This is a genomic window from Pseudomonas sp. GL_103 (assembly GCF_057835175.1).
The window spans coordinates 5200456-5213770 of record NZ_CM174420.1 but is presented as its reverse complement, the minus strand read 5'-3'; the positions used below and the strand labels follow the sequence as shown (position 1 = coordinate 5213770).

At 61.8% G+C, this 13315-nt stretch carries 9 protein-coding genes; 4 read left to right on the top strand and 5 right to left on the bottom strand.

Annotation, left to right across the window (positions count from 1 at the left end):
• Positions 1-28 precede the first annotated feature (28 nt).
• The 5 genes from AC3IP0_RS23400 to AC3IP0_RS23380 form a co-directional block, all read right to left on the bottom strand.
• Positions 29-1393 (bottom strand): heavy metal sensor histidine kinase, encoded by a 1365-nt coding sequence (locus tag AC3IP0_RS23400; protein ID WP_489317165.1) that lies wholly within the window; start codon positions 1391-1393, stop codon positions 29-31.
• Positions 1383-2060 (bottom strand): heavy metal response regulator transcription factor, encoded by a 678-nt coding sequence (locus AC3IP0_RS23395; protein ID WP_056726212.1) that lies wholly within the window; start codon positions 2058-2060, stop codon positions 1383-1385. Before AC3IP0_RS23395 ends, AC3IP0_RS23400 begins: the two co-directional genes overlap by 11 nt.
• A gap of 8 nt (positions 2061-2068) precedes the next feature.
• Positions 2069-5170, bottom strand: a complete 3102-nt coding sequence (locus AC3IP0_RS23390) for a multidrug efflux RND transporter permease subunit (RefSeq protein ID WP_489326024.1) — start codon at positions 5168-5170, stop codon at positions 2069-2071.
• On the bottom strand, positions 5167-6327 hold the full coding sequence (locus AC3IP0_RS23385; protein WP_489317163.1) for an efflux RND transporter periplasmic adaptor subunit: 1161 nt from the start codon (positions 6325-6327) through the stop codon (positions 5167-5169). Before AC3IP0_RS23385 ends, AC3IP0_RS23390 begins: the two co-directional genes overlap by 4 nt.
• 709 nt (positions 6328-7036) lie before the next feature.
• On the bottom strand, positions 7037-8005 hold the full coding sequence (locus tag AC3IP0_RS23380; protein ID WP_008050110.1) for a LysR family transcriptional regulator: 969 nt from the start codon (positions 8003-8005) through the stop codon (positions 7037-7039).
• A 342-nt stretch (positions 8006-8347) separates the two neighbouring features.
• On the opposite strand from AC3IP0_RS23380, the gene AC3IP0_RS23375 reads away from it, so the two are divergent.
• The 4 genes from AC3IP0_RS23375 to AC3IP0_RS23360 all read left to right on the top strand — a co-directional run bounded on the left by AC3IP0_RS23375 (position 8348) and on the right by AC3IP0_RS23360 (position 13271).
• The gene (locus AC3IP0_RS23375; protein ID WP_489326022.1) at positions 8348-9847 is read left to right on the top strand and encodes an efflux transporter outer membrane subunit; all 1500 of its coding nucleotides are present in this window, start codon (positions 8348-8350) and stop codon (positions 9845-9847) included.
• A gap of 138 nt (positions 9848-9985) precedes the next feature.
• Entirely contained in the window at positions 9986-12178 is a 2193-nt protein-coding gene (locus AC3IP0_RS23370; protein WP_489326021.1) for an FUSC family protein, read from the top strand.
• Positions 12168-12368 carry a DUF1656 domain-containing protein gene (locus AC3IP0_RS23365; RefSeq protein ID WP_489317160.1) on the top strand — a complete coding sequence of 67 codons (201 nt, stop codon included), beginning with the start codon at positions 12168-12170 and terminating at the stop codon, positions 12366-12368. The genes AC3IP0_RS23370 and AC3IP0_RS23365 overlap by 11 nt, the downstream gene beginning before the upstream one ends.
• Positions 12369-12407: 39 nt before the next feature.
• On the top strand, positions 12408-13271 hold the full coding sequence (locus tag AC3IP0_RS23360; RefSeq protein WP_057395860.1) for an efflux RND transporter periplasmic adaptor subunit: 864 nt from the start codon (positions 12408-12410) through the stop codon (positions 13269-13271).
• Positions 13272-13315: the final 44 nt, after the last annotated feature.

Genomic DNA, 13315 nt, shown 5'->3' with positions numbered 1-13315 from the left:
CCAGGTGTTTTTCTGTGGCGAGGGAGCTTCAGACGGGAAGGTGTATGCCGAAGGTATTCATCCCATGATCACTGCGCACAAACACATCCCCGCCATGCATCAGCGCAATCGCCTTGACGATGGCCAGCCCCAGACCGTGATTGTGGCCGCTGTTGCTGCGCGACGCATCGACCCGGTAGAAACGCTCGAACAGGCGCGGCAGATGCTCACTGGCAATCGGCGAGCCGGGGTTGGCGACGCCGATGCTGACTTGATGCTCCTGGGCTTCGATCCGCACTTGAATCACCTGCCCGGGCGCGGTGTGCTGCACCGCGTTATTCAACAAGTTGATCAACGCCCGGCGCAGATGGGCGATCTCGATCCGCACTTGCGCGTCACCACTGACCTCAACCTGGACCTGAGCGTCCTCGAGAATGAAATCCAGATACTCCAGGGTCGTGGCTACTTCATCCGCCAGCGACGTGGACGTCAGTTTGGTCGCCTTGCTGCCCTGATCGGCGCTGGCGAGGAACAGCATGTCGTTGATGATCGAACGCAGTCGCTCAAGCTCTTCGAGGTTCGATTGCAGCACTTCGAAGTAATGCTCGGCGGAGCGTCCTCGGGTCAACGCGACCTGGGTCTGGCCGATCAGGTTGGTCAGTGGCGAGCGCAGTTCGTGGGCGACATCGGCGTTGAATGACTCAAGGCGCGAGTAGGCTTGCTCGACCCGTTCCAGGGTCGAGTTGAACGAGCTGACGAATTGATCGAGCTCCGGCGGCAATGGTGACAATCGCAAGCGCCCCGAGCGCAACGGCGGGGCCAGGCGCTGGGCTTCCTGGGACAGTTTGATCAGTGGTTTGAGCCCGATCCGCGCCACCCAGTAACCCAGTGCCGAAGCCAGCAGCACGCCGACAATCGCCAGGCTGATCAGCGCGACCAGCAGGTGATGCTGGGTATGGAAAAACGTTTCGGTGTCGATGGCGATCATGAAACGCAGCGGTGGGCGCTGATCCTTGGCCGGGAATTCGCTGACCAGCACTTTCAGCGGATACGGGTGATCCGGCAGATGCATGTCGCGCGTGCCCAGCGGCCCTTGGGCAAAGGCACGGATCTGCGGGGTCAGGTTGCCATATTCGTAGTGTGGATCGCCGCTGATGATCCAGAAACTGATGCGCTTGTCTTCTTCACTCAGCAGGTTGAGCTTGTTGTTGATCTTCACCCAGTGCTCGGGCGTGCCGTAACGGCCGACCGTGGATTCGAGCACGCTGTAGCGCGCATCGAGTTCGGCTTCTGGCAGCAGGCCCAGGCCTTTGTCGACCTGCTGGTACAGCGCCCAGCCGATCAACAGAAAGACCAGAAGCGCCACCAGCGTGAACATCCCGCTTAGACGCAGGGCGATGGAATTACTGGACACCACGGCTCTCCAGCACATAACCCATGCCACGAATGGTGTGCAGTAGCTTTTCTTCGAATGGCCCGTCGAGCTTGGCCCGCAGGCGTTTGATCGCGACTTCGACGACGTTGGCGTCGCTGTCGAAATTGATGTCCCAGACCATCTCGGCAATGGCGGTTTTCGAAAGGATTTCACCCTGGCGCCGCGCCAGTACGCTAAGCAGCGAGAACTCCTTGGCGGTCAGGTCCAGACGTGTACCGGCACGGGTGGCCTTGCGGCTGATCAAATCTATCCACAGGTCGGCGATGCTCACCTGCACCGGTTCATGGCCGCCGCTACGGCGGGTCAGCGCTTGCAGGCGTGCCACCAGTTCAAGGAAGGAAAACGGTTTGCCCAGATAGTCATCGGCGCCTTCGCGCAGGCCCTTGATGCGATCTTCCACACGCTCGCGGGCGGTGAGCATGATCACCGGGGTTTGCTTGCGCGCACGCAGGGCGCGCAACACACCGAAGCCGTCGAGGCCCGGCAGCATCACGTCGAGGACGATCACCGCGTAGTCGCTCTCCAGCGCCAGGTGCAGGCCTTCCACACCATCGCGGGCCAGATCCACGGTGAAACCCTGTTCCGTCAGGCCGCGGTGCAGATAGTCCGCGGTTTTTTCTTCGTCTTCGATAATCAGAACGCGCATGACCCGCCTCAGTCTGTGGTCGCCAGCACCGGTTCTGGCGCAGGTTTAGGTCGATGGAATAGCCGCTCAAGCCACAAGTATATGACCGGCGTGGTGAACAGCGTCAGCGCCTGGCTCACCAGCAAGCCGCCGACCACCGCGATCCCCAGGGGCTGGCGCAACTCGGCACCGGTGCCATAGCCGAGCATCAGCGGCAGGGCGCCGAGCAGGGCGGCGAGGGTGGTCATGATGATCGGCCGGAACCGCGTGATGCAGGCCTTGAAAATCGCTTCCTCAGGCGACAGCCTGCCATTGCGCTGCGCTTCGAGGGCAAAGTCGATCATCAGGATGCCGTTCTTTTTCACGATACCGATCAGCAACACCAGCCCGATCAGCGCCATGATCGAAAAGTCCTGGCCGCAAATCCACAGCATGATCACCGCGCCGAGGCCCGCCGAAGGCAAGGTCGAAATGATCGTCAGCGGGTGCACGAAGCTCTCGTAGAGCACGCCGAGAATGATGTACACCGCCAACAGCGCCGCCAGGATCAGCCACGGCTGGCTGGCCAGCGAACTCTGGAACGCCTGGGCGGCGCCCTGGAAATTGCCGCTGATGGCGGTCGGCATGCCGATGTCGGCCTTGGCCTGGTTGAGCATGATCACCGCATCGCCCAACGCCACGCCGGGCGCGAGGTTGAACGACAGGTTGGCCGCCGGGAACATCCCGTCATGGGCGATGGACAGCGGGCCGATGGCCGGCGCATCGAACCTGGCCAGGGCCGACAGCGGCACCATTTCCCCGCTCAGGGGCGAGCGCAGGTAGAAGTAGTTGAGGCTTTCGGCCTTGCCGCGCTGTTTGGTGTCCAGTTCCAGGATCACGTTGTACTGGTTGATCTGGGTCTGGAATTCATTGACCTGGCGCTGGCCGAAGGCATCGTACAGGGCTTCGTCGACGTCGCTGGCGGTGAGGCCGAAACGCGCAGCGGCGCTGCGGTCGATGCTGATGTGGGTGATGCTGCCGCCCAGTTGCAGGTCGTTGGAAATGTCGCGGAAGGCCGGGTTGGCGCGCAGTTTTTCCGTCAGGCGCTGGGTCCAGGTACTGAGGGTCGCACCGTCGTTGCTTTTGAGGACGTATTGGTACTGGGCGCGGCTCGGGCCTGAGCTGAGGTTGATGTCCTGGCCTGCACGCAGGTACAGGACGATGCCCGGGACTTTCATCAGTTGCGGGCGAATCCGGTCGATGAACTGGCTGGCCGAGACATCGCGATCCCCGCGTTTTTTCAGGGTGATCCAGAAGCGGCCGTTAGCAATGGTCTGGTTGCTGCCCGAGACGCCGACTGAGTGCGAGAAGGTTTCGACAGCGGGGTCGGCGGCAACGATTTCGGCCATCGCCAGGTGTTTTTTCACCATGTCGCCGTAGGAAATATCGGCAGCGGCTTCAGTGGTACCAAGGACGAAACCGGTGTCCTGGATCGGGAAGAAACCCTTGGGAATGAAGATGTAGCCGGCAACGGCCAGCCCCAGCGACAAAGCGAACACGCCGATCATCAATTTCTGGTGGGCGAGGGCATGGCGCAGGCCTTTTTCGTACCACGCCAGCAGACGTTCACCAAAGCCCGGTTTGCTATGAGCGTGATGCACCGGTGCCCGCATGAACAGCGCTGCCAGCGTTGGCGCCAATGTCAGCGAAACCACCACCGAAATCAAAATGGTGGAGGTGGCGGTCAGGGCGAACTCCTTGAAAAGTCGCCCGACCACACCGCCCATGAACAGCAGCGGAATGAACGCTGCCACTAGCGAGAAACTGATCGACACCACGGTAAATCCGATCTCTCCGGCCCCCTTGATCGCCGCCTCGCGCATGCCGTCACCGGCCTCGAGATGTCGGTGGATGTTCTCCACCACCACGATTGCATCGTCCACCACAAAGCCCACGGCGACCACGATCGCCACCAGCGTGAGGTTGTTCAGGCTGAAGCCCATGACGTACATCAGCGCAAAGCTGGCGATCAGCGACACACCGAGCACTGCCGACACGATCAGCGTGGCCGACAGTTGGCGCAGGAACAGCGCCATCACCGCCACTACCAACATGATTGCAATCAGCAGGGTGATTTCCACTTCATGCAGCGAGGCACGGATGGTCTGGGTGCGGTCGATCAGCGTCTTGACCTGCACCGAGGCGGGGAGCATCGCTTCCAGTGCCGGCAAGGCGGCCTGGATGCGGTCCACGGTCTCGACGATGTTGGCGCCTGGCTGGCGGAAAATCACAAGGTTCACGCCCGGTTGCGAACCCGCCCACGCCTGAACGTAGGCATCTTCCGAACCGTTGACGACTTTCGCGACATCCTTGAGGTGAACCGGGGCACCGTCCTTGTAGGAAACGATCAACTGGCTGTATTCGTCGGGGTGGAACAACTGGTCGTTGGTCGACAGGGTTGAAATGCTCGATTCGCCGTACAGCGCCCCTTTGGCCAGGTTGAGGCTGGTCTGCTGGATCGCCAGGCGAATGTCCGTCAGGGTCAGGCCGATGGCGGCGAGTTTGTCGGCGGACACCTGGACGCGAATCGCCGGACGCTGCTGACCGGTGATGACGACCTGGCCTACACCGTCGACCTGACTGAGCTGACGGGACAACAGGGTTTCCGTCAGGTCGCTGAGCTCAGGGCCAGGCATCAGCGAGGAGTTGACGCTGAGGATCAGCACCGGGCTGTCGGCCGGGTTGACCTTGCGCCAGGTCGGCAGGTTCGGCATGTCCTTGGGCAGTTTGCCCGCGGCAGTATTGATCGCCGCCTGCACTTCCTGGGCGGCGGTGTCGATGCTCTTGTCGAGGGTGAATTGCAGGGTCAGGTTGGTCGAGCCCAGTGCACTGCTCGAGGTCATCTGGGTAACGCCGGGAATGGCACTGAATTGCACTTCAAGGGGCGTGGCCACCGAGGAAGCCATGGTTTCCGGGCTGGCGCCCGGAAGTTGCGCGGCCACCTGGATGGTCGGGAATTCCGCCTCCGGCAACGGCGCTACCGGCAGGCGCGGAAACGCGATGACACCCAGCAGCACCAGGGCGAACGTCAGCAGGACCGTGGCCACCGGGTGGTCGATGCACCAGGCTGACACCGAACCATGGCCCTTCATTGCGCCGCCTCCGATCGCACCACTTGAGGCGGCTCGGTCAGCACTTGCACAGTAGCGCCGGGCTTGAGCCGCGACTGACCATCGCTGACCAGTACATCACCCGGCTTCACACCCTTGATGATGTCCTGGCCGCTGCCTTGATAGACCATCTGCACCTGCACGGCTTCGACCTTGTCCCCATTGACCCGGTACACGAAGTGCTGGTCGAGGCCGCGTTGTACGACTGTCGGCGGCACCACCAGCGCATCTTTATCCAGGGCTGTCTGAATCTTTACCGTCACCAGCAGGCCCGGCCAGAGTTTCTGTGCGTCGTTGTCGAATTCGGCCTTGGCGCGGATGGTGCCGGTGTTGGCGTTGATCTGGTTGTCGATCAGGGTCAGGTGACCTTCGCCGAGCAGGTTGCCGGTTTCGCCGTCGGTGTCGGCCCCGATGTAGGCCTTGACCCGGGCGTGCTGTGGGTCGTTGATCAGGCCCTGCAAGGTCGGCAGCATTTGCTGCGGCAGGGAGAACTCCACGGCGATCGGGTCGATCTGGGTCACTGTGAACAGGCCTTGGGTGTCGGTCATGCGCAGGAAGTTGCCTTCGTCGACGGTGCGAATGCCGACGCGACCGGTCACTGGGGAACGAATCTGTGTGTAGGAAAGTTGTACCTGAGCTGCGTCGATTGAAGCCTGATTGCCTTGGGCGGTGGCTTTGAGTTGGTTCACCAGCGCCTGTTGCTGGTCGTAGGTCTGCTTGGAAACGCCGTCGTCAACGCTCAGCAGTTTGTAGCGTTTAAGGTTGACCAGCGCCACTTGCAGTTGCGCCTGGCTTTCGCCCAGTTGTGCCCGGGCCTGGTCGAGGCTGGCGCGGATCGACCGGTCGTCGATGGTGGCCAGCAGATCGTCTTTTTTCACCAGTTGGCCTTCCTTGACCATGATTTTGGTGAGAATGCCGTCGATTTGTGGGCGGACTACGACGCTGTGCAGGGACAGTACCGAACCGATGCCGCTGACGTAACGCGGCACGTCTTTTTCGGCGACGGCGACCACGCGCACGGGGATGGCGGTGGGGGTGGCGAGTTTGGCCTTGGCCGGTTTGGTCGCGTACCACAGGCCCAGCGCTGCCAGGACGATCAGAAGGGCGACGAGCAGGGCGGATTTTTTCTGGATTCGCATGCGAGTGGGGCGCCGGGGCTGGGTGGTCGGTAGGTGGGTAAGGTAGTTTCCTTTATAAACCTGTTTGCTGGTCAGGAGGGTGACTGCTAACTGACGGCGCTGTCAGTTTGCGGTTTGGTTAGGTCTTGGCGGCCTTTGGGCCGACCATGTTGTGGGGGACCGTGTACATATCCGTTTCTTCGGTAACGGCCACCTATGGTTTCGCCCTTACGGCGACTCACTTTTTTTAACAAGCGCCTCAAAAAAAGTAAGCAAAAAAAGCGCTCGCCCCGAACGTACGGCCCCTCGCCTGGGCTCGGGGTTCCTTCGCTCCGGCATTCATCCGGGGGCATTGCCCTCCGGTCTGCTTCGCGACGACCTACATGCAATGAGTTCGACTGCGTCGAACGGCGCTGCGCGCCAATCCCCGGATGAACGCCTCCGCTCAGCCTGCCGAGGGGGCGGGCAGATCAAAAGCAGCCGAGGCGGCCTACCGGCCGGCCTGATTTTATTGACCGTGCATAATTCAAAATGTGGGAGCGGGCTTGCTCGCGAAGGCGGCCTGACAGCCGGCCAATTTCTGGCAGATTGATGCAAATCCAACTGTGGGATCGAGCCTGCTCGCGAAAGCGGTGTATCTGCTCACAGAGATTTGAATGTGAGAACGCCATCGCGAGCAGGCTCGCTCTCACAATGAATCAATCTGATGTGAGCCGGGTTCGGGCATCCATCAATTCGCCACCCGAACCCCACCCAAACTCCCACTCAATTCATACGCCGCCAATTCCGCCTGATGCGCCGCCAGCAATTCCGGCAACGATCCACGCAAATACTCGACCCAGGTCTTGATCTTCGCATCCAGATACTGGCGCGACGGGTAGATTGCATACAGGTTCAGTTCCTGGGAGCGGTAGTTGGGCATCACGCGCACCAGCGTGCCGTTGCGCAGGCCTTCTATCGCGGCATACAGCGGCAGGACGCCAACGCCCATGCCGCTGATGATCGCGGATTTCATCGCGTCGGCGGAGTTCACCAGGAAGGGTGAGCTGTTGATGGTGACCATTTCCTGGCCATCAGGACCGTCGAAGGCCCATTTCTCCAGCGGAATCACCGGGCTGACCAGGCGCAGGCAGGCGTGGTTGAGCAGGTCGCTGGGTTTTTGTGCGCAGCCGTTGGTTTTGACGTAGGCCGGGGAGGCGCAAACGATGCTGTAGGTGATGCCCAGGCGCTGGGAGACGAAACCCGAATCCGGCAGTTCGCTGGCGAGGACGATGGACACGTCGTAACCCTCGTCGAGCAGGTCCGGCACGCGGTTGGCCATGGTCAGGTCGAAGGTTACATCCGGGTGGGTCTTGCGGTAGCGGGCGATGGCGTCGATCACGAAGTGCTGGCCGATGCCGGTCATGGTGTGCACTTTCAGTTGCCCGGCCGGGCGCGCGTGGGCGTCGCTGGCCTCGGCTTCGGCTTCTTCGACGTAGGCCAGGATCTGTTCGCAGCGCAATAGGTAGCGCTTGCCGGCTTCGGTCAGGGCGATGCGTCGGGTCGTTCGATTGAGCAGGCGGGTTTGCAGGTGGGCTTCCAGGTTGGAGACCGCGCGCGAGACGTTGGCCGTGGTGGTGTCCAGTTGCACGGCGGCGGCGGTGAAGCTGCCGGCTTCGGCCACGTAACTGAAGGCGCGCATGTTTTGCAAAGTGTCCATGGGGTGCTCTCTCGTCGAATGACAAATTGTGACACGAAGTTTCTGTTTGTTTACAGGCGACTAAAGATCGACTTACGGATTATCTCGTTAACGGTAACAAAGATTCACAGGAATCCCAGCTTATCGCCTTTCAGGCCGCCCCATAGAATTGCGCAACTTGGGTAACCGGGGTTCGACCCACCGCATAACCTGTGGGAGCGGGCTTGCTCGCGAAGACGGTCTGACATTCACCATCAATGTCGACTGATGTACCGCTTTCGCGAGCAAGCCCGCTCCCACAAAAGCGGAACCCCGGTTTCCAAAAAATCTCGTACCTCCCCCCTATTTCAGGAAATCGCAGCAGTGCCGCGTCGCATCAGCAGAGCGCTTCAGCCGCTCAGTGTTTTGGCTTTAACCCTGGCAATCAGCGGCTGCATCGGAACCGGAGGTATTGCCCCACAGGGCAAGGCGCTGGAGGCCAATTCACTGGCCACCGATGAAGCGATCCAGAGCGCTGCGCAAGATGCGCACTGGCCCACCGCGCAATGGTGGCAATCCTATGGCGATCCGCAACTGAATCGCTGGATCGACCTCGCCCTGCAAGGCAGCCCGACCCTGGCCATGGCCGCCGCCCGGGTACGCCAGGCCAAGTCCATGGCCGGTGTGGCCGAAGCCGCCGAGTCGCTGCAGATCAATGGCGAATCCACCCTCAAGCGTCACAACTGGCCTACCGACCAGTTCTATGGCCCCGGTGAGCTGGCCAACAGCACCACCTGGGACAACAACGCGGCGCTGGGTTTCAGCTATGCCCTCGACCTCTGGGGCCGCGAAAGCAATGCCACCGAGCGTGCCGTGGACATGGCGCACATGAGCGTCGCCGAAGCGCGTCAGGCCCAGCTCGAATTGCAGGACAACATCGTACGGGTCTACATCGAGTTGTCGTTGCATTACGCCCAGCGGGACATCGTCGAGGCGACCTTGAAGCAGCAACAGCAGATCCTTGAACTGGCGCAAAAACGCCTGAGCGGGGGCATCGGCACCCATTTCGAGGTCAGCCAGGCCGAGACGCCGCTGCCGGAAACCCATCGCCAGATCGACGCCCTCGACGAAGAAATCGCCTTGAGCCGCAACCAGCTCGCCGCTCTCGCTGGCAAGGGGCCGGGGGAGGGCGCGCAGTTGCAGCGGCCAACGCTGTCACTGGGTGCGCCGCTGAAACTGCCGTCGTCGCTGCCGGCGCAATTGCTCGGCCAACGCCCGGACGTGGTCGCCAGCCGCTGGCAAGTGGCGGCGCAGGCGCGGGGCATCGATGTCGCCCATGCCGGTTTCTACCCGAACGTCGATCTGGTCGGCAGCCTCGGCTACATGGCCACCGGCGGCGGGGCCCTGGAGTTCTTGACCGGCAAGAAACTCAACTACAGCGTGGGGCCGGCGATTTCGTTGCCGATCTTCGATGGCGGACGCTTGCGCTCGGAGTTGGGTGAAGCCTCGGCGGGTTATGACATAGCCGTGGCGAAGTACAACCAGACCCTGGTCAATGCGCTGAAAAACATCTCCGACCAGTTGATCCGCCGCGAGTCCATGGACAAGCAACAGGCTTTCGCTGCCGAGTCGGTGGCCACCGCGCAGAAGACCTACGACATCGCGATGATCGCCTACCAGCGTGGGCTGACCGATTACCTCAACGTGCTCAATGCCCAGACCCTGCTGTTCAAGCAGCAGCAAGTGCAGCAGCAGGTTCAGGCGGCACGCTTGAGCGCCCATGCCGAGTTGGTGACGGCGCTTGGCGGTGGTCTCGGTGCCGGTAATGACGTGCCGAACGCCGAACAGACCCAGGCACCGAAACCCCCGAGCCTTTTGCGTTGAACACAAGACCTGTGGGAGCGAGCTTGCTCGCGATGAGGGCGGCACATCCAACATTGATGCCGGCTGATACTCCGCTATCGCGAGCAAGCTCGCTCCCACAGGTTCCGGTTTTCACTGGAATTTATTGAGCAGGATTTGATGACTCCCTTGCCCGCACCCTTGCGCTGGCTGTACTCCCTGGAATGGCGTCGGGGTTTCTTCGACTGGGCACGCAGCGACGGCGTGACCTGGGTCTACATCTTCAAGGTGCTGTTCGCGGCATTCCTCACGCTATGGCTGGCCATGCGCCTGGAACTGCCGCAACCGCGCACGGCGATGATCACCGTGTTCATCGTCATGCAGCCGCAAAGCGGCCAGGTGTTCGCCAAGAGTTTCTATCGTTTTCTCGGTACTCTGGCCGGGTCGGCGGTGATGGTCGCGCTGATCGCCTTGTTTGCGCAGAACACTGAACTGTTCCTCGGTTCGCTGGCGATCTGGGTCGGTATCTGCACGGCCGGCGCCGCCCGCTGCCGCAACTTCCGCGCCTACGGTTTCGTACTCGCCGGATACACCGCGGCGATGGTCGGCTTGCCCGCGCTGGCCCACCCGGACGGCGCGTTCATGGCCGCGGTCTGGCGGGTACTGGAAATCTCGTTGGGCATTCTCTGTTCGACACTGATCAGTGCGGCCATCCTGCCGCAATCGGCGAGCGCGGCGATGCGCAATGCCTTGTATCAGCGCTTTGGCGTGTTCGCCCTGTTCGTCACCGACGGCTTGCGCGGTCGCAGTCAGCGCGAGGCGTTCGAGGCCGGCAACGTGCGTTTCATCGCCGAAGCCGTGGGCCTGGAAGGCTTGCGCAGTGTCACTGTGTTCGAAGACCCGCACATGCGTCGGCGCAATGGCCGGCTCAGTCGCCTGAACAGCGAGTTCATGGGCATCACCACGCGCTTCAACGCCTTGCACCAGTTGCTCGAACGCCTGCGCAGCAGCGCGGCGGACCAGGTGGTGGCGGCGATCAAACCGGGTTTGCAGGACCTCGCCGAACTGCTCGACGGCTTCAGCGGTCGTGCGCTGACCAGCGCCGATGCGGCGCGCTTGGTCACGGTGCTGAGCGCCTACAAGGAAGGGTTGCCGGCGCGGGTGCGTTGTCTGCGGGCGACGTTCCAGCAGCACAATCCGAGCGATGCCGAGCAACTGGATTTCCATACCGCCTACGAACTGCTCTATCGCTTCGTCGACGATCTGCACAGTTATGCACTGACCCACGCCTCCCTGGCCGATCACAGTCACGAACGGGAGCGCTGGGACGAGCCGTTCACTCCGCAAACCAACTGGATGGCAGCGGCAGCATCGGGGATACGCGCAGCGTTCATCCTGGCGGTATTGGGCAGCTATTGGGTGGCAACCGCCTGGCCGAGCGGCGCGACCATGACCCTGATTGCCGCCGCGACTGTGGGCCTGTCCGCCGCCACCCCGAACCCCAAGCGCATGGCCTTTCAGATGGCGTGCGGGACGTTGCTCGGGGCGCTGATCGGCTTCGTCGAGATGTTTTTCATTTTCCCGTGGATCGACGGATTTCCGTTGCTGTGCGTGATGCTCGCACCGGTGATCGTACTCGGCTCGTTCCTGACCTCGCGGCCGCAATACGTCGGCGTCGGCCTGGGCTTACTGATCTTCTTCAGCACCGGTTCGGTGCCGGACAACCTCACGGTCTACAACCCCTACACCTTCATCAACGACTACATCGCCATGGTGCTGGGCATGTTGGTATGCGCAGCGGCCGGGGCGATCATTCTGCCGCCCAACAGCCGCTGGCTGTGGCGTCGGCTGGAGCAGGATCTACGCGGCCAGGTGGTGTACGCCATCAGCGGCAAGCTCAAGGGGCTGGCGTCGAGTTTCGAAAGCCGCACCCGTGATCTGGTGCATCAGGCCTACGGCTTCGCTGCGGGTCAGCCGCAAGTGCAGCGGGACTTGCTGCGCTGGATGTTCGTGGTGCTGGAAGTCGGTCACTCGATCATCGAGTTGCGCAAGGAACAGTCGATTCTGCCGGTGCATCCGGCCTATGCCGAATCCCAACCATGGCGCCAGGCAATCCGGGTGATGGGGCGTGCGTTGGTGCGGCTGTTCCTGCAACCGAGCAGCAGCAACCTGGAGCGCGCGCTGATTGCCGTCGATCACGCGATCAGCCGTGTGCAGTCCACCGACGAACCCTTCGCCCCGCACTTCGATACCTCGGCGTTGCGCCGGGTGAAGAGCTACCTGCACTTTATCCGCACCTCGCTGCTCGATCCGCAATCACCGCTCGCCGCCTTTGCAAGCAGCCAGCCCCAAGGACTTGAACATGCCTCGTGAAATCGCCTTCCACGGCGTGTACATGCCAACCATGACCCTGATGTTTTTCATCGCGGCGGCGCTTGCCTGGGCGCTGGACCGGTTCCTGTCCGGGTTCGACCTATACCGTTTTTTCTGGCATCCGGCGTTGCTGCGCCTGAGCCTGTTTACCTGTCTGTTCAGCGCGTTGGCGCTGACTGTCTACCGTTGACTCTCTATCACTGACTCTCTATCTCTGAAGAATGCCCCGATGAAAAAGTTTTTCAGCCTGCTCGCGACCTTGCTGGTGCTGGCCCTCGCGCTGTGGATCGGCCGCTCCTTGTGGGAGCACTACATGAACACGCCGTGGACCCGTGACGGCCGCGTGCGCGCCGACATCATCAACGTCGCCGCCGACGTCACCGGCGAAGTGGTGGACGTGCCGGTGCGCGACAACCAGCTGGTGAAGAAGGGCGACTTGCTGATGCAGATCGACCCCGAGCACTACCGTCTGGCGGTCAAGCAGGCACAAAGCCTGGTGGCATCGCGCAAGGCGACCTGGGAGATGCGCAAGGTCAATGCCCATCGTCGCGCCGATATGGACAACCTGGTGATCTCCAGGGAAAACCGTGACGACGCCAGTAACCTCGCCGACTCGGCCCTGGCCGATTACCAGCAGGCCCAGGCGCAACTGGAAGCCGCCGAACTCAACCTCAAGCGCACTGAGGTGCGTGCGGCGGTGGATGGCTACGTCACCAACCTCAATGTGCATCGTGGCGACTACGCGCGCATTGGCGAGGCGAAAATGGCCGTGGTCGACATGAACTCGTTCTGGGTCTACGGCTTCTTCGAAGAAACCAAGCTGCCCCATGTGCGCGTCGGTGATAAGGCCGATATGCAACTGATGAGCGGCGAAGTGCTCAAGGGCCATGTGGAAAGCATTTCTCGCGGCATCTACGATCGCGACAACCCGGAGAGCCGCGAACTGATCGCCGATGTCAACCCGACCTTCAACTGGGTACGCCTGGCGCAGCGGGTGCCGGTGCGGATTCACATCGATGAAGTGCCGGAAGGGGTGCTGTTGGCGGCGGGGATTACTTGTACGGTGGTGGTCAAGCAAGGTGATGGGGCATAACCGATAGACCGAGTCGCCTGCTCGCGAAGTGGGGCGATCCGGTC

What these genes read in the sequence shown, in the direction of transcription:
- AC3IP0_RS23370 (WP_489326021.1), top strand. Translation starts at nt 9,986, where the DNA reads ATGACTCCCTTGCCCGCACCCTTGCGCTGGCTGTACTCCCTGGAATGG.
- AC3IP0_RS23385 (WP_489317163.1), bottom strand. Translation starts at nt 6,327, where the DNA reads ATGCGAATCCAGAAAAAATCCGCCCTGCTCGTCGCCCTTCTGATCGTC.
- AC3IP0_RS23365 (WP_489317160.1), top strand. Translation starts at nt 12,168, where the DNA reads ATGCCTCGTGAAATCGCCTTCCACGGCGTGTACATGCCAACCATGACC.
- AC3IP0_RS23395 (WP_056726212.1), bottom strand. Translation starts at nt 2,060, where the DNA reads ATGCGCGTTCTGATTATCGAAGACGAAGAAAAAACCGCGGACTATCTG.
- AC3IP0_RS23380 (WP_008050110.1), bottom strand. Translation starts at nt 8,005, where the DNA reads ATGGACACTTTGCAAAACATGCGCGCCTTCAGTTACGTGGCCGAAGCC.
- AC3IP0_RS23360 (WP_057395860.1), top strand. Translation starts at nt 12,408, where the DNA reads ATGAAAAAGTTTTTCAGCCTGCTCGCGACCTTGCTGGTGCTGGCCCTC.
- AC3IP0_RS23390 (WP_489326024.1), bottom strand. Translation starts at nt 5,170, where the DNA reads ATGAAGGGCCATGGTTCGGTGTCAGCCTGGTGCATCGACCACCCGGTG.